General features: G+C 43.2%; 18 protein-coding genes. 9 read left to right on the top strand and 9 right to left on the bottom strand.

Going from position 1 to position 16,790, the window contains the following annotated elements; all coding sequences use genetic code 11:
* Nucleotides 1-12 precede the first annotated feature (12 nt).
* The 3 genes from AC59JT_RS04870 (at nt 13) to smpB (ending at nt 3,099) form a co-directional block, all read left to right on the top strand.
* Nucleotides 13-663 carry a metal-dependent transcriptional regulator gene (locus AC59JT_RS04870; protein ID WP_497396487.1) on the top strand — a complete coding sequence of 217 codons (651 nt, stop codon included), beginning with the start codon at nt 13-15 and terminating at the stop codon, nt 661-663.
* The gene (locus tag AC59JT_RS04865) at nt 660-2,546 is read left to right on the top strand and encodes an Nramp family divalent metal transporter (protein ID WP_497396486.1); all 1,887 of its coding nucleotides are present in this window, start codon (nt 660-662) and stop codon (nt 2,544-2,546) included. The genes AC59JT_RS04870 and AC59JT_RS04865 overlap by 4 nt, the downstream gene beginning before the upstream one ends.
* 100 nt (nt 2,547-2,646) lie before the next feature.
* The gene (gene smpB, locus AC59JT_RS04860; RefSeq protein ID WP_497396485.1) at nt 2,647-3,099 is read left to right on the top strand and encodes an SsrA-binding protein SmpB; all 453 of its coding nucleotides are present in this window, start codon (nt 2,647-2,649) and stop codon (nt 3,097-3,099) included.
* A gap of 26 nt (nt 3,100-3,125) precedes the next feature.
* Here the strand turns inward: smpB and AC59JT_RS04855 are convergent, their stop codons facing one another.
* Entirely contained in the window at nt 3,126-3,782 is a 657-nt protein-coding gene (locus tag AC59JT_RS04855; RefSeq protein ID WP_497396484.1) for a protein-L-isoaspartate(D-aspartate) O-methyltransferase, read from the bottom strand.
* Between the two features lie 176 nt (nt 3,783-3,958).
* On the opposite strand from AC59JT_RS04855, the gene AC59JT_RS04850 reads away from it, so the two are divergent.
* Entirely contained in the window at nt 3,959-4,321 is a 363-nt protein-coding gene (locus tag AC59JT_RS04850) for a hypothetical protein (protein WP_497396483.1), read from the top strand.
* 14 nt (nt 4,322-4,335) lie between these two features.
* Complete coding sequence (locus tag AC59JT_RS04845; RefSeq protein WP_497396482.1) at nt 4,336-4,662, top strand: hypothetical protein; 327 nt, start codon at nt 4,336-4,338, stop codon at nt 4,660-4,662.
* An 80-nt stretch (nt 4,663-4,742) separates the two neighbouring features.
* Here the strand turns inward: AC59JT_RS04845 and priA are convergent, their stop codons facing one another.
* Nucleotides 4,743-7,232, bottom strand: a complete 2,490-nt coding sequence (gene priA, locus AC59JT_RS04840) for a replication restart helicase PriA (RefSeq protein ID WP_497396481.1) — start codon at nt 7,230-7,232, stop codon at nt 4,743-4,745.
* A 9-nt stretch (nt 7,233-7,241) separates the two neighbouring features.
* Nucleotides 7,242-7,631 (bottom strand): DUF423 domain-containing protein, encoded by a 390-nt coding sequence (locus tag AC59JT_RS04835; protein ID WP_497396480.1) that lies wholly within the window; start codon nt 7,629-7,631, stop codon nt 7,242-7,244.
* An 86-nt stretch (nt 7,632-7,717) separates the two neighbouring features.
* Here AC59JT_RS04835 and AC59JT_RS04830 point away from each other — a divergent pair, with 86 nt between their 5' ends.
* The gene (locus AC59JT_RS04830; protein WP_497396479.1) at nt 7,718-9,319 is read left to right on the top strand and encodes a hypothetical protein; all 1,602 of its coding nucleotides are present in this window, start codon (nt 7,718-7,720) and stop codon (nt 9,317-9,319) included.
* 109 nt (nt 9,320-9,428) lie between these two features.
* Complete coding sequence (locus tag AC59JT_RS04825) at nt 9,429-10,877, top strand: DUF5723 family protein (RefSeq protein ID WP_497396478.1); 1,449 nt, start codon at nt 9,429-9,431, stop codon at nt 10,875-10,877.
* Here AC59JT_RS04825 and tsaB read toward each other — a convergent pair.
* The 4 genes from tsaB to rpmH form a co-directional block, all read right to left on the bottom strand.
* Entirely contained in the window at nt 10,874-11,566 is a 693-nt protein-coding gene (gene tsaB / locus AC59JT_RS04820) for a tRNA (adenosine(37)-N6)-threonylcarbamoyltransferase complex dimerization subunit type 1 TsaB (RefSeq protein ID WP_497396477.1), read from the bottom strand. The two genes, AC59JT_RS04825 and tsaB, sit on opposite strands and share 4 nt — an antisense overlap.
* 89 nt (nt 11,567-11,655) lie before the next feature.
* Nucleotides 11,656-11,898, bottom strand: a complete 243-nt coding sequence (gene yidD / locus AC59JT_RS04815) for a membrane protein insertion efficiency factor YidD (RefSeq protein WP_497396476.1) — start codon at nt 11,896-11,898, stop codon at nt 11,656-11,658.
* Entirely contained in the window at nt 11,895-12,284 is a 390-nt protein-coding gene (locus tag AC59JT_RS04810; protein WP_497396475.1) for a ribonuclease P protein component, read from the bottom strand. Before AC59JT_RS04810 ends, yidD begins: the two co-directional genes overlap by 4 nt.
* A gap of 73 nt (nt 12,285-12,357) precedes the next feature.
* On the bottom strand, nt 12,358-12,516 hold the full coding sequence (gene rpmH, locus AC59JT_RS04805; RefSeq protein WP_497396474.1) for a 50S ribosomal protein L34: 159 nt from the start codon (nt 12,514-12,516) through the stop codon (nt 12,358-12,360).
* A 154-nt stretch (nt 12,517-12,670) separates the two neighbouring features.
* Between rpmH and AC59JT_RS04800 the strand changes: the two genes are divergently transcribed.
* Nucleotides 12,671-13,546, top strand: a complete 876-nt coding sequence (locus AC59JT_RS04800) for a ChaN family lipoprotein (RefSeq protein WP_497396473.1) — start codon at nt 12,671-12,673, stop codon at nt 13,544-13,546.
* A gap of 62 nt (nt 13,547-13,608) precedes the next feature.
* Here AC59JT_RS04800 and mscL read toward each other — a convergent pair whose 3' ends face one another.
* Nucleotides 13,609-13,995: a large-conductance mechanosensitive channel protein MscL gene (gene mscL, locus AC59JT_RS04795; protein WP_497396472.1), complete on the bottom strand. Its 387-nt coding sequence runs from the start codon at nt 13,993-13,995 to the stop codon at nt 13,609-13,611.
* Nucleotides 13,996-14,139: 144 nt separating this feature from the next.
* Between mscL and rpoN the strand changes: the two genes are divergently transcribed.
* Nucleotides 14,140-15,615, top strand: coding sequence for an RNA polymerase factor sigma-54 (rpoN, locus tag AC59JT_RS04790; protein ID WP_497396471.1), 1,476 nt, complete (start codon nt 14,140-14,142; stop codon nt 15,613-15,615).
* Nucleotides 15,616-15,741: 126 nt separating this feature from the next.
* Here rpoN and AC59JT_RS04785 read toward each other — a convergent pair whose 3' ends face one another.
* Nucleotides 15,742-16,761, bottom strand: a complete 1,020-nt coding sequence (locus tag AC59JT_RS04785; protein WP_497396470.1) for a PorP/SprF family type IX secretion system membrane protein — start codon at nt 16,759-16,761, stop codon at nt 15,742-15,744.
* Nucleotides 16,762-16,790 lie beyond the last annotated feature (29 nt).

The raw sequence follows: 16,790 nt of genomic DNA, 5'->3' as shown, positions 1-16,790 counted from the left end.
AGATTTGCTTAAATGAATACATTAGCCGAGGAGAATTATTTAAAATCCATCTACCATTTATCTTTAAATGCCGACAACGTAAGCACTAACCAGATAGCTGCATCGCTTAACACAAAAGCAGCTTCGGTTACAGATATGCTGAAAAAACTGGCCGACAAAGCGTTGATCAACTACGCCAAATATCAGGGCGTTAGCCTTACCCCTGCAGGTGAAAAAATCGCCATCAATATTGTTCGCAAACACCGCTTATGGGAACATTTTTTGGTAGAAAAGCTGCATTTTAAATGGGATGAGGTGCATGAGATGGCCGAGGAGATGGAACATATCTCCTCAGTTGAACTGATCGACCGCCTGGATAAGTTTATGGGCTACCCTAAAACCGACCCGCATGGCGACCCCATACCCGACCGCGACGGCAATTTTAAACAACACCAGCTTAAACCCGTTGCTGATTTGAAAGTGAGCGACCATGTTACTATATCGGGCGTACGCGACCATTCGCCTGCTTTTTTACAATACCTGGAACGGCAACAACTCACTATTGGCCAAAAAATAGTGGTGTTAGAAAAGATAGATTACGACCACTCGGTGGTTTTACAATTGAACGATATGAAAATAAACATAAGCCGCGAAGTGGCTAATAACTTACTGATAACCTTATGAGCGGACACAATGAATCATTAGGCAATGTACACAGCTCGGTAAAAACCGAAAACAAGACCGGCTGGCGCAAAATACTGGCTTTTATAGGTCCGGCTTACCTGGTTAGCGTTGGTTATATGGACCCGGGCAACTGGGCTACAGATATTGCCGGGGGTAGCGCCTTCGGGTATAAATTAATATGGGTACTACTGGCATCAAACCTGATTGCCCTTTTACTGCAGTCGCTGAGCGCGAGGTTGGGTATAGTGAGAGGATTGGACCTGGCACAGGTATCCAAAATAAGCTACCCGCGTTTTGTAAACTTCTGGCTGTATATACTGGCCCAGATAGCCATTATAGCCTGCGACCTGGCCGAGATCATCGGTATGGCCATAGGTTTGCAGTTATTGTTTGACCTGCCGTTGATATGGGGCGTATCGCTTACCATTACCGATACGTTGCTCATGCTTTTCCTGATGAACAAAGGCATGCGCAAACTGGAAGCGTTTATTGTGGCGATGATATTTATTGTGGGCCTGTCCTTCCTGATAGAAATGTTTATTGTTACGCCGGATGCAGGCGAAGTTGTAAAAGGTTTTGTGCCGGGCAATCTATCCGGCAATGCTTTATATATTGCCATCGGTATTATAGGCGCAACGGTAATGCCGCATAATTTGTACCTGCATTCCTCATTGGTACAAACCAGGCAAATAAAACGCACCGATGCAGGTATTAAAACGGCTATTAAATTCAACCTGTTTGATACCGTTATTGCCCTTAATCTCGCATTTTTTGTAAACGCGGCCATTTTGATATTAGCAGCCAGCGCGTTTTTTAAGAATGGCTATTTTGAAATTGCCGAAATACAGGATGCTTACCGCTTGCTGGAAAACATATTTGGCCGCACAGCACCTGTATTGTTTGCCGTGGCCTTGATAGCTGCCGGGCAAAGCTCGACCATTACAGGCACTCTGGCGGGGCAGATCATCATGGAAGGCCACATTAACCTACGTATCGAGCCATGGATGCGTCGTTTGCTAACGCGATTGCTGGCCATTGTGCCGGCCGTTTTCACTATTTTATATTATGGGGAAGATGGTTTGGGCAAGCTTATCATCCTAAGCCAGGTGGTATTGAGCCTGCAGCTGGGCTTCGCGGTAATTCCGTTAATCCACTTTACATCCGACAAAAAGAAGATGGGCAACTTTGCCAATAAGCTTTGGATAAAAGTACTGGCCTGGGCAAGTGCGTTTGTAATTGTTGGACTGAACGCTAAACTGGTTTTTGAACAGATTGCAGATTGGACTGCAGGTGCATCCGCCGAAACTGAAATATGGATATATACTTTAGTAATACCAGTAACTATTGGCGTGGGTATATTACTGCTGTATGTTACCATCAGACCGTTGTTGTATAAACATAAAAACAAGCCGGTGTACATTCCGCATGGTATAGCTACCGAGATAAGCGACCTGAACGCTATTCAATATCACCACGTGGCCATAACTATCGATTTTTCAAAGAATGATATCAGCGCCATACGCCATGCCATTATGCAGGGCGGCAACGATGCCTTGTACACGCTAATACACGTGGTAGAAACCGCCGGTGCCCGCTATTATGGCGACGACGTAATGGACCACGAAACCCAAAGCGACGTAAACAACCTGGAGCAATACGTAACCGCCATGCAAAAACTCGGCTATAATGCCGAAGCCAAAATAGGTTACGGCACAGCTGCCGGCGCTATAGCCAAAATTGTATGCGATGAAAAAGCCGACTTTGTGGTGATGGGTTCGCACGGGCATAAAGCGCTAAAGGACCTGATATTTGGCACAACCGTAAACAAGGTTCGCCATATGGTTGATGTGCCGGTGCTGGTCGTTAAAGCCAGGGGCAAATAAGTGTAAAGACGCAACATTTTGCGTCTCATCGTGTTCATATTCTCTCGGGAGACGCAAAGTATTGCGTCTGTACGGCGGAATTTCCTATTTTTGTCACCCCATGAGCGACGATAAGATCTACATAAAGAATAAAAAGGCCTATTTTGAATACCATATACTGGATAAGTACGTGGCTGGTATTAAGCTGCTGGGTACTGAGATAAAATCAATCCGCCAGAACAAGGCTAACATTAACGACGCTTTTTGTACATTCATCAGCAACCAGCTATATGTGCGTAACCTGCATATTTCCGAATACACGTTCGGCTCGTTTTATAATCACGAAGCCAAACGCGACCGGGTGCTGTTGCTTAACAAAAAAGAACTCAAAAAACTCCAAACCCGAGGCGAAGAAAAAGGCCTGACCATTGTCCCGCTCGCCCTATTCATCAGCGAACGCGGCTTTGCCAAATTGGAAATAGGCCTGGCCCAAGGCAAGAAAACTTTTGATAAACGCGAAACCCTTAAAGAGCGCGATACTAAAGTGGAGATTGATAGAGCGATGAAGAGATAGTTTTGATTTCGAATTTCGAAATCTCCCTACCACGCTTTATCCCCTACTAAAGGCACAAACCTGAAAGTATCCAGCACATGCTTTTCATAGTCATGCTCACCTACCTTTAGGATGGTTACCATTTTTTGCGAATTTTCATCTCCTACGGGGATAACCAGTATACCACCTATCTTTAATTGATCAAGCAGTACTTCGGGCACGGTGGGTGCGCCGGCGGTTACTATAATTTTATCGTATGGGGCATGGGCGGCTATACCTCTCGATCCATCGCCAACAAAAAATTTGGCTTTATAGCCTATGTGTGGTAAAACCAGTTTAGTACGTTCGTATAGTTTTTCCTGGCGTTCAATGGTGTAAACTTTGGCGCCAACTTCTATTAGCACACAGGTTTGGTAGCCCGAGCCGGTGCCAATTTCAAGCACTTTATCGCCTTTGTTAATGTGTAATAGTTCGGTTTGGTAAGCTACGGTATAGGGTTGTGATATAGTTTGCCCTTCGCCTATCGGGAAAGCGATATCCTTGTAAGCCTGGTTCCAGAAAGTTTCGTCGAAAAAATAGTGTCGGGGTACTTTGCCAATGGCTTCCAATACGCGCGCGTCTTCTATTCCTTTCTTATGTAAAATATCAACCAGTCGTTTACGTGCACCCCGCTCGCGGTAATTATCAATATACTTGTAAGCCATTGTAGCTGTAAAGTTATATAAAATCGGCATCCGTTTATAAGCATATCCGCAATCGCCAAAGGCAAAATATCCACATTCGGTTTATCTCGTTAACAGTCAATCAAAAAAAATTATGCCGCTGTAGCGTTTGACAATAATGCATCGTATTATCAATAAACAACCCTACAAAACCCTACATGAAATACGTATTGAACATTAAACTGCTACTGTTTACCATAATTGCCCTGTTAGCTTTTACCACGGTATTACTATCATGCAAAAAAGATGGTGTTAACAAAAAAAGTAATGCCACTATTGTGTATACCGGCGCGCTTGCTGTTGATGGCTGCGGTTGGCTGCTAAAGGTAGACAGTGCTAACGCCGCAGGATACGTGTATTACAGCCCTACCAACCTTGAAAAGAAATACGAGGTTAACAACCTGCGTGTATCCATCAATTACAAGGTGTTATCAACTAAGTTTAATTGTGGCATGTTGCCTAACGGAGGCCAAACACAGGCCGAAATACTGCACTTAGAAACAATTTACACTACACAATAACCCTATTTACTATAATGAAAAAACTATCTGCTAAGTGGGTGCTGTTTGCAGTCCTGACCTTAACAACGGCGGTAATAGCCTGCAAAAAAGAACAGGACCCGGACTTATTAATTGCTAACGCGACAGTGATAGACGCGGGCCCTATAGCAACCGATGGCTGTGGCTGGCAGCTAAAATTAGACACTGTGACTTACAGTCCCACCAACTTACCCGATAAATTTAAGGTGAACAATGCCAAAGTAGTGGTAAGTTATCATTTACTAAAAACAAAAACGCAATGCGGACTTGCTGCTCATTTGTACTTTTCGCAAGTAGATATTAAGAATATTAAAAACAAGTAATTCACTGTTTTTGGCAAAAACCCTCCTGCTGCCCGGATGGTAAGGCTTACAATAGCGCTTACTGTTCGGGTTTTTTGTTTTTAGTAAGGATCAACATCGGGCTGCACAATGCTGCCTTTGCTGAGTTTGGTGGTTTGAAACTGGGTGATCACATCCCTGATGGTAGCTTTTACTTTGTTAATAGATACACCATCCTTTTCAAACTTTAACATAATGGATTGGATATAGTAGTTGCGTATGCGGCTTACTAAAGGCACCTGCGGACCAACAACCCGCTCAGCACCCAAATTTTTGCGTAACTCGGCACCTAAATAAGCGGCCTGGTTATACAGTATTTCCGGGTCTTTATGTTTGATATCCAGGTTGATAATGCGATAGAACGGCGGGTAATGAAAAGCTCTACGCTCTTCCATTTCAGTAAAATACAGTTCGGTATAGTTATTCTCAATCACCTGCTTTATCACGCGGTGCGCCGGATCATAGGTTTGTATTACAACCTTGCCCTGCTTACCCCTACGGCCCGCCCTGCCGCTAACCTGCGACAGCATTTGATAGCTACGTTCGTTGGCACGGTAGTCCGGAAATTTAAGCAGGCTATCCGCATTAATAATACCTATCACCGTTACATCGGCAAAATCAAGCCCTTTGGCAACCATTTGGGTACCCACCAATATGTCTATCCGCTTTTCTTCTAAATCGTTCAATATATTTTGCAGCGCGTTGCGCGACCGGGTGGTATCCATATCCATACGGGCAAGGCGTGCCTGCGGCAATATAAGCGACAGATCATCTTCCACTTTTTCAGTACCAAAGCCTTTGTACTCAATATGGGTAGATCCGCAGGCCGGGCAAATAGATGGTGTGTCTTCCTTGTATCCGCAATAGTGGCAATGCAGCTTGCCGCTGTGTTTGTGGTAGGTTAAACTTACATCGCAGTTAATGCACTTAGGTGTGTAGGCGCATATTTTGCATATCAGCACCGGGGCATAACCACGGCGGTTTTGGAACAATATCACCTGCTCTTTAGCTTCAAGCGCCTGGTTTATATCAGCCATCAGCACACCACTAAAGTGTGCCTGCATGGTTTTCTTTTTGGTTTCTTCGGCAATGCTTACCACTTCAATGGTAGGCAGTTCAACCCCACCGTAACGTTCAGTCAGCTCAGCAAAACCATATTTTTGGGTGCGGGCATTATAATAACTTTCAAAAGATGGCGTGGCCGATCCCAGTAATACCTTGCCACCGTATAAATTAGCCAAAAATATAGCCGCGTCGCGTGCATTATACCGCGGGGCGGGATCATATTGTTTGTACGATGTTTCGTGCTCCTCGTCAACAATGATCAAGCCCAGATCGGCAAACGGCAAAAACACCGATGAGCGGGCGCCAAGCACCACTTTATACTCGTTATTTAAAACCTTCTGCCAAACCTCTACCCGCTCGTTATCATTAAAACGCGAGTGATATACACCTATGCTGGCGCCAAAGTATACCCGTAAACGCTCTATAACATGGGTTGTCAACGCAATTTCAGGCAACAGGTAAAGTACCTGCCTGCCCTGCGCTATCATATCCTCAATCAACCTGATGTAAACTTGTGTTTTGCCCGACGCGGTTACACCATGCAATAGTATCACATCCTTCTCTTCATACTGCGCTCTGATTTCTGCTAACGCTGCCGATTGATGTTCGCTCAACTCAAAACTGGTATAGATCTCATCATCTTCAAAATGCAGACGGCTAACGTTTTTCTCCTCGGCAATAAAAACCTCTTTTTCAATTAACGACGCAATGCTGGCCGCGCCGGCACCACTTTCTTCAATCAGTTCGGTTTTTGATATTGTTTTTTGATGCCGGGCCAGTTTTATAAAAGCCAATACGGCATCGGCTTGCTTGGGTGCGCGTTTTTCCAGTATGGCAAACAACTCGCGCAGGCTGTCCTGGTTATGGTATTCGGGATTAAGGCTGATGAAGGTACGCTTGCGTGGTTTGTACCTATCGCTTACCTCTTCGGAGATATTGATGATATTCTTCTCAAACAGTTGCTTCAGAATAGGCATCACCGTTTTTTGCCCCAGCAGTTTGGCAATATCATTCACGGTTAATTCCGGTTGGATATCCAGCGCGTCAACAATTAAATATTCACGGTCGTTCAGATCGGTGCGATCATATTCAAAGCCTTTGTTGAGTACAATTTTGGTTTCGCTGGCCAGTTTTAGGGCCGTAGGCAGGGCGGCGTTCATTACTTCGCCTTCGTTGCACATGTAATAGTCGGCCAGCCATTTCCAAAACTGTAACTGGCGTTGGGTGATCACCGCCCTATCATCCAGTATCTCTAAAATATACTTGGCTTCGTATTTCTCAGGTGCCTGATCGCCTATTGAAGATACAATTGCCGTATACAACTTACTTTTACCAAACTGCACCACCACGCGTTTGCCTACCTCCACCAGGTTGTTCAACTCGTAAGGAACCCGGTAGGTATAGTTTTTCGCTATCGCCAAAGGCAAAATAACTTCAACAAAAAGCGTTTTACGGCCGGTAGCGGCTGCGTCGGCAAATTCAAGCATCTAAATTTATTATTTACCTTTTAGTACTGATAGTGCCAGTGTTACCCAACCGGCAATAAATAACAAGCCGCCAATGGGCGTTATTGGGCCCATAATGCGCAACCAGTCCCAGCCCAACGCTTCGCGGCACGATAGCAGATACAGCGAGCCTGAAAACAGCACGATACCGAAAGTAAACAACCAATAGCTTACATAAGATAAGCCGCTGTTATTGCCTTGCGTTAAAGTGGCTAAAAACAACAAAGCAAATACGTGGTAAAAGTTATACTGTACAGCGGTTTGCCAGGTTTGTAGTTGCGTAGGGTTCAAAACCGCTTTTAAAGCATGGGCGCCAAAAGCACCGGCCATAACCGCAATTGCACCAAAAACCGAAGCCGTTAAAATGATCTGTTTAGTCATAAGATACAAAAAGGCTAAGTTAACCAAATTGAAAGTATTACTTGAATGCATGGCCTTAAAAATCTTAACTTGCAGCACAAACAATTATGAGGCGAGCCATTGTCATAACTATTATACTGCTTATAGCTACCGCGCTTATAACTGTACTTTATTTTAAAAATTTGAACCCGCCCGGCATGCGCACTACCGAAGTAATGCGCACCATACCCGACGATGCCGCCCTTGTTTTTGAATTTAACAACGAGAAAGGATTTTACGATATATTTAAGGACAACGAACTCTTCACCAACATTATTGGCGAAGAACAGATCAGCGAACTGGATACGTTGCGAGCGCAACTACTTGCTCACCCTGATATCGAACCGTTTTTTACAGGGCAAAACATTTTTATTTCCTTCCACCCGGTAAAAAGCGGAGCGGTTGAGCTGCTACTAACTTCAACCGCCACCAATAAATTTAACCCGGCGGTGCTTGATGAACTTGCAAAAAAACCAAGTAATAAATTACTGATAACCACTATTGCTATTGATAGTAAACCGGGCTACACGGTATATTCAAAACAGTTAAAAAAACGTTTTTACATGGTTACCCGCGCCGAAGGCATTTATGCCGGCAGTTTTTCGAAGGAATTACTGGAGCAAAGCGCACGTTATGTGCCGCAGGTTAATAAGCAAACCTTTATCCAGCTTTCAAATCAGCAAAGCGCAAATTCATTAGCTAACCTATACGTTAACTACAGCAAGCTTGGTGTGCTTTGGGCCAATGTGTTTAAAAACAAAAACAACGATATTTTTAAGGGTATGCGCATGTTGCCCGCGTTAGGCGTGCTTGATCTGAACTTTAAAAGCGATGCCCTGATGTTTAATGGCTATACCGAAATACAGGCCGATAAAGCGGTAAGCTATTTTAACCTGTTTTTAAACCAACAGCCGGTGATTAACGAGTTGAAAGATATTTTCCCCGCAACTACGGCATACAGCGTAAGCTTCGCCGTGTCCGATCCGAAGAAATTTAAATCCGACCTATCAGCATGGCAAACTAAAGCAGGTTTGCAGCATGAAAAAGATTCGGTATTTAACCGGGTAAGAACAGAGACGGGGGTTAACCTTATCAACGAATTTAACCAGGTATTAGGTAACGAATTTGCCGTGGTTACCACCCGCTTTATGGAACGCCTGGCCATTATTAACCTCACAGATGGCTCTAAACTAAAATCGACTTTATACAACTTAAGTACCATGGCCGATGATAATATGGGCCAGCTTAATTTTAACAAACTACCCTATTTTTTATTGGGCGATGCCTTCAGCATGTTTAATCATCCGTGGTTTATGGTGATTGATAATTACCTGGTGCTGGCCAACAGTAAAAACGAATTACAAAGCTATGCCGATGTGTATTTGAACCGTAAGTTTCAGAGTAAGCTTAGCGCGTTTAACCGCTTTAACACCCTGGTAACCGAACGAAGCAACGTAGCATGGTATATCAACTTCAAAAACTCGCAAAGCATCCTGAAGCGCGATCTGAACGATGTGTTTTTAAAATCGTACGAAAACAAAAATAACCGATGGAAAAATTTTTATTCGGCGTCTTATCAATTATCCGCGTCAGGAAAAAACTTTTACACCAGTTTTTGCATGGGTTTAAATGTTGCTGATAGCAGTGCAGTTACCGCTATTGCGCAATAAATACCACAATAACAGTGTTATAGGTTTATTATTAAATTATTTATTTTTCTGATAATAAGTTGGGAGTATTTATATTTAACAACTTTAATACAGAACCTGATTATTTTTGATGAAGAGAATTTTACTGATATGTTGTTTTTTTGTGTTGACTGCCAAAGTTTTCGGGCAGCAATTCTCTCAATATAATACGGGTACGCTTTACGATTCGTTCGAAAATCCGGCGCAACGTTCATTCATCCCGGATTCGAGCCGGATGATGGCGTTTAACTTTTTTATACCAAGCTTTAATGGCAATGTATATTTAACAGGCAATGCCCAGGCAACGGCACGCAGCCGCGCATTTTCTGATTATTATAACACAGGCGCGCTTGAAGTTGGCAAAAGCCGTTATAACCACTTAAACGTAAACCTAAATAACTACGCGGTTATGTTTAAAGTGTTTACCAGCCTTGGCGGCGACCAGGAACTGGGCTTTTTTATGAACACCCGGGCAGAATCAAGAGGATTAGCTACAGATGAATCACTGGCCTTATTTAACGGCTACTTAAACTTTCCTGATAACGTTTACGACAATGTTTTCAATGATAAATTTTATTTACAGGCTTACCACCAAATTGGCGTAACTTACCGCGAACGCATAAGCCCGCAATTTGCCTTTGGTGTAAAGTTTAGCGCTTTATCTGGTATAAACTATACGCAGGTGAATGTTGATCAATCAAGCATTAGTTTTGACAAAACGCAGGATAATGCCACACTCTCTTTACGCGGTAAAGCCCGCATAAGCCAGAAACCTACCGGAACCAAATTAAATATGGCCGGCTTAGGTTTTCAAAATGCCGGTGCGTCAATAAGTATTGGTACTCAATATCGTAATGAGGAGGGCTATAACTTTCAGTTTAATGCAAAAAACGTAGGCTTTATACACTGGAAAGGAAGCAGCGCCGCATTTGCTAATGATACCGCGCTTATACAAGGGATAACCGGTCCGCAACGCGAGATCAATATCAGGAATGCTGTAGAGAGGATAACCACCGCATCAAACCTTAAAAATGGCTTTTCAACCGTTACCAACGGCGTTGCCGAGATAAGCGTGAATAAAGATTACTGGTTAGGCTATGCTCAACAGTTCAAATTTTCGCCTACATTGATAGCGCAGAAAGAATTGTTTTATACAGGCTTTACCGCAGCATTGGTAGCTCCCTTACAACACGAGAATAAAATCATATCGTTAACAACATCATACAATGATATGCGCCTGCTTAACATTGGTGCCCAATTTATGATCAAAAGCCCTAATGCTGAGTTTTTTATTGGTAGCGACAGACTGTTTCAAACTGCCAACCTTGTTGGCAATGCGGTAAACGGCGGCGGTGCAAATAAGGTGCAGGAAAACAGGCAATACGGCGCTTACAGCGGAGCTGACCTGTTTATGGGTATCACATTCAAGTTTGGCCAGGTTATTGAAAACCCGATGAATTCGCCATCAATGCCTAATGGCGACAAAGGTTTCTTGGGTAAGCTGTTTGAAAAATGGTTTCATAAAGACCCGAATTACTAGGCCCCTTTCTTAGTCGTAACCAAAAAATCTTTCAGGTAAAAAGGTTCGTAATAAGCCACGTTTTCAAAATCGCCGGCGGCGTACTTAGCTGCAGCCGGTTTACTCATATGAGTGGCTGAGTTAGCAAACTCGGTATAAAATATCGCGTTAGCCTTATCACCTATTACACCTTTACATTTTTCGGCACCGTCGCCAAAAAACAATACTTTATGGGTTTGTAATAAGGTAGCAAAAGTCTGCTCATCTATTATTTCGGCAGCGGTTGCTTTAACGCGATTGCCTTGAGCATCAAATAAAGCTCTGTAAACCTCCATACGGCGCGCATCTATCATGGGGCATAGCAACATACCATCATTTATTAAAGCAGGTTTATCGGCTATTATTCCTTGCGCCATCGCTTCCAAAGTTTCAACTGCAATAAGGGGTTTATCAAGCGCATAACATAAACCTTTGGCGGTTGATATACCTATACGCAAACCTGTGTATGAGCCCGGTCCGGCGCTTACAGCTATAGCGTCGATATCCGCATACTGTAAACCTTCACCCTTCAATAATCCATCAATATACAGAGTAATTACCTCGGCGTGGATGTTGCGCTCGTTAAGTTGTTTAACGGCAATTGTCTGTCCATCCTGGGCCAGAGCGACAGAACAAACGGTGGTAGCGGTTTCTATTTGTAAAATTGTCATTGGTCATTAGTCATTGTGTCATTAGGTCATTAAGTCATTGACATTTATAAAAATGACCCAATGACTTAATGACCCAATGACTAAAATCTTCACGGTACCGGATCATGCCCGTGCCCGCCCCAAGGGTGGCAGCGGCCAATGCGTTTCAAAGTTAACCATCCGCCTTTAAAAGGGCCATATTTTTTTATAGCCTCTACCCCATATTGCGAGCAGGTGGGCGTATAACGGCATGAGGCGCCTGTAAGCGGCGAAATTAAATATTGATATAACTTTATCAGCAATAAAAAAAAAGCGCCTATAACCGCTTTAATAGCTTTGGTTATGGCGCTCATTTTATAATATCGTTACTTAATTGGGTTAACAGCTTTTGCATGCGTTTTTCCATCATATCATAAGGCTCAATTACTTTGCCTATGTAGCCAATGGCCAGCACAATTTTTTTATCGCCGGTTTGTAAAGTATCATACAGCAATTGCTGCTTGCTAAGGCGATAAACCTCGCGCATACGGCGTTTTAGTACGTTGCGGTCAACCGCCCGTTTAAAACGTTTTTTGGGTACCGAGAATAAAATTTGAGCCGGAACGTGTTGAGGCACGGCCGCGTCAGCAACCTGCCATGATACTTTGAAGGGATAACATAAAAAAGAAGAACCGTTATGAAAAAGCCCGTCAATGAGCCTTTTATTACATAACCGTTCTTCTTTTTTAAAAGTATACATTGTTACTGTTTATGAACCGAAATTTTTTAAAATGCCGGCTCAGCCCCTGCTAACAGAGAAAGTAACCGAAGATTTATGCTTTGTGACGACCTTCGCTAGATACTGACAGTTTTTTTCTGCCTTTAGCTCTTCTGGCTGCTAATACTCTTCTGCCATTGGCACTAGACATACGCTCACGGAAACCGTGTTTATTTCTTCTTTTTCTTTGAGAAGGCTGAAATGTTCTTTTCATGACTGTTTATTATATTTTGTTTTTAAAAACAAGAGCGCAAATGTAGTGCTTTTTTCTAACTAATCAAACAATATCATACACTTTTATACACATTTACACAGTTATTTGTATAACACCCTATTGTGGCGTACCTTAACGGCAAATATTTTTACCCATGAAACGCTGCCTGGCCCTGTTGCTTTTACTCGCTCCGCTTATTTCATTAAGCCAAACAACTAGCAATCAAAACTTTAAAATATACAGCACTGCTCTGCAAAAGCAAGTAAATCTCGATGACATTCTGCTTGATCTCGATCGTGCAGATATCTTATTTTATGGCGAAGAACATAATGATTCCATAGGCCATACGATTGAACTGGAGCTTTTCAAAAAAATTGTGGATAAGTATCCGGGAAAAGCAGCCCTTTCGTTAGAAATGTTTGAAACAGATGTGCAGATCGTTGTTGATGAATATTTGCAGGGCCTCATCCGCGAAAAGAAATTACTGACTGACGCCCGCGCATGGCCCAATTACAATAAAGATTACCGTGGCTTAGTAGAGCTTGCCAAAGGCAGCAATGCACCTGTGGTGGCAGCTAATGCGCCATCACGCTACACCAATATGGTGAGTGCCGGCGGCCTGAGCAATCTGTCAAAACTAAACAAAACTGCTTTAAGCTACCTGCCGCCCCTGCCTATTGATACCGCTACCGGCCCTTACTACGAAAAGTTTGTGAAAACAATGGGCGGCCACAGTGCCATGGCCGGTATGGGCAACATGAAGATCTATCAATCGCAAAACCTGTGGGATGCTACCATGGCCTGGAGCATTGCCCGGTTTTACAAGGAACACAAAAACTACAAAATATTAAACGTAAACGGTGGTTTCCACAGCGAAGAGAAACTAGGCATTATAGCGCAGCTGAAAAAATACGCGCCCAAAGCTCGTGTGGTAAATATTAACGCTTACGCGGAGAAAAACTTTGATAATCCTAACTGGGCGCAATACCAGCAGAATGCGGATTATATTATTGTAACCAGGGGCCGATAGTTCATGGACCATAGTCGATAGCAATTGGCTCTATGGACTATGGACCATCGACTATGGACTAATTATTTCTTCGCTAACAGATCGCGTATTTCGGTCAATAAAATTTCTTCTTTAGTTGGCACCGGTGCAGGCGCCGGTTTTTCCTCTTCCTTCTTTTTGGTAGCGTTTATAGCCTTCACTATAATAAATAAGGCTATAGCAACTATAATAAACGATATGATTTGCGACAGGAAGTTGCCATACTTTATGGCCGTGCCGGGGATTACCAGTTCGGCAAGGTTGGTTAGGTGAGCTGCCTTAAGGGCCGGGGTAAGAATAGCCGGAGTGATAATATCATCAACCAACGAACTCACAATCTTTCCGAAAGCTGCACCTATAACAACCGCAACTGCCAAATCAACCACGTTGCCGCGCATGGCAAACTCTTTAAACTCTTTTACAATAGCCATAGCAAATACTTTTTATTTAAAGTTATTAATAATTTACAATCGTTATCAAACAATTGTTGTTTTTTGGCATTTATAGCATTACATAATCCAATTAACTAAGTTTCCAATTTCAGGGTAATTGATGTAGATTTGCCCTACTCTATTATGTTAAAACAGAACCTTCAACAGAAACTCTTACAGAAACTCTCGCCGCAGCAAATACAATTTATCAAATTGCTGCAGGTGCCTACCGTATCGTTAGATACCCGGATAAAAGAGGAGCTGGAAGAAAACCCCGCTCTTGAAGACTTAAGTTTAACCAACCTTAACGAGCCCGAAGAGCAATATCCCGACCGCGACCCTGACGATGATTTTAGTAGTAATGACGAAGAACGCGGCGAAGCCGACGAGTTTAACATTGACGATTACCTGCAGGAAGATAACGTGAACGAATACGGTTCGCGCTATGACCAGAATGGCGACGATGACGAGGATAGCAAAGAGATACCGTTTGCAGTGCAGAACTCCTTTTTTGAGAACCTGCAGGCGCAGCTGGATATGATACCGCTTACCGATAAGGATTTTAGCATAGCTAAACAGATCATCGGTAGTTTGGATGACGATGGTTACCTGCGCAGGCCCATCATGTCGCTTACGGATGACCTGGCTTTTTCGCAAAATGTAATGGCCGAGGATGAAGAGGTTGAAGAGATGCTAAAACTCATTCAAAGCTTTGACCCTCCGGGCGTTGGTGCCCGCAGTTTACAGGAATGCTTATTGATACAACTGCGCCGCAAGGATGTTACCGATCCGATAGTTAAAAAGGCTATTTTGGTGGTTGAAGAGTATTTGGACGAGTTTACCCGCAAGCATTACGATAAGCTGGAAAAATCGTTAAACATGTCATCTATCGAGTTAAGGGGCGTTGTTAATGAAATATTAAAGCTTAACCCAAAACCGGGCGACACCAACGAGATAAACACCAAACAGCTACAGGTAATCCCTGATTTCCATATCAAAAACAGCGATGGCACGCTGATACTTACCCTGAACTCGAAAAACGCGCCCGAATTGCGTGTTAGCCGCTCGTACCAGGAAATGTTTCAGCATTATGATAAGGCATCGCAAAAAGATAAAAAGCTGAAAGAGGCGGTACAGTTTGTAAAGCAAAAGCTTGATTCGGCCAAATGGTTTATTGATGCTATAAAGCAAAGGCAGCAAACCTTGTTGAAAACCATGAATGCTATTATGCAGTATCAGTATGAGTTTTTCCTGACAGGAGATGACAAAAACCTGAAGCCGATGATATTGAAGGATATAGCCGACCGTATTGGTATGGATATATCAACCGTATCGCGTGTAGCAAACTCAAAATACGTACAAACCGAACACGGCACCTTCCTGTTAAAATCATTCTTTAGCGAGGCTATCCAAACCGAAAGCGGCGAAGAAGTATCAAACAAAGAGGTTAAAAAGATACTGGAAGAGCACATAGGCAAAGAAGACAAACGCCATCCACTGGCCGATGAAAAGCTGACCGAAATACTCAAAGACGCCGGCTACAACATAGCCCGCCGCACCGTAGCCAAATACCGCGAACAAATGAATATCCCGGTGGCAAGGTTGAGGAAGGAACTGTAGGTAAGAGTCAAGAATCAAGAGCCAAGAATCAAGACAGATTAGTATAAAAGAAAAAGGCCCTCAGTGAACTGAAGGCCTTTTTTATAGTATCCAAAAAAATCTTGACTCTTGATTCTTGATTCTATCTTAAAATCCATGCTGCGGGCAAGTAACCCTGTATCTGTTATTCAGCATAATACCCAGCACAATTTCGTGCGTACCGTTACTTACGGTGTTTAGCGATGATGTGGTGATATCATATGAGTAACCTACGTTAAGGAATGAGCTTAAATTAAAGCCCGCCAGCACACCAAATGAATCATTATGACGGTAGGCACCACCCAGCCAGAATTTGTCCCTGAAAGACATTTTCATATTCACATCATAAGTAAATGGTACCGGGTCTATCTTTTTAACCAGGAATGATGGCAATAAGGTTAGGTCATCACTCATAAACAACTTCACACCTGCCGTTAAAAAGTAATGCGGCACTGTTTTGCTTTGGTTAATAGTACTGTTTGTAGTGCTGAAATATAAATTCTGCGGCAGCAATTGCTTTACCGATACACCCACATAATAATTTGACGAGTATAACCAGGCACCTATACCCAGATCGGGTTTCCATTGGCTGTTTTCTCCGTTGGCAATAGCCGGATCAAGCGCTGTGCCCAGGGTTATTAATGATGTATTAAGCGTTATGTGATTTAAGCCCGCAGCTACACCTACAGCAAGGTTCATCCTATCGGTTAAACCTAAGTGATAGGCGTATGTTGCGTTTAAGTTTGTTTGGGTTATGGGCCCGGCTTTATCAGTTATTACCATAAAACCTATACCATGATGCGGTTCGGCAGCTTGATAGTTTTGGGTATATAACCTGCTTGACGGATTGATACCATTACCCGCCGAAAACGCGGTAGCATCGCCCTCAATAAAATTACGGCCGATAGGCGCGTTAATTGAAAAATAGCTGGTAACCGGCGCACCGTCTAAACCGGTCCACTGGCTACGGTAACCTACCTTAGCATCGGTGTAGTTTTCAATACCACTTACGGCCGGGTTAAGCAGGTAATTATTAAAAACGTATTGTGTGTACTGGGGCAGTTGCTGTGCACTTGCTATACGCGCAATAAAGGCCACAAACGCAGCTAAAAAAACAATTCTCCTCATCAAAAATTTACGCCACATAGTTTATGCGC

This window comes from Mucilaginibacter sp. A3364 (genome assembly GCF_059690715.1).
The sequence above is the reverse complement of the archived record's forward strand: the minus strand, read 5'-3'. Positions and strand labels throughout refer to the sequence as shown.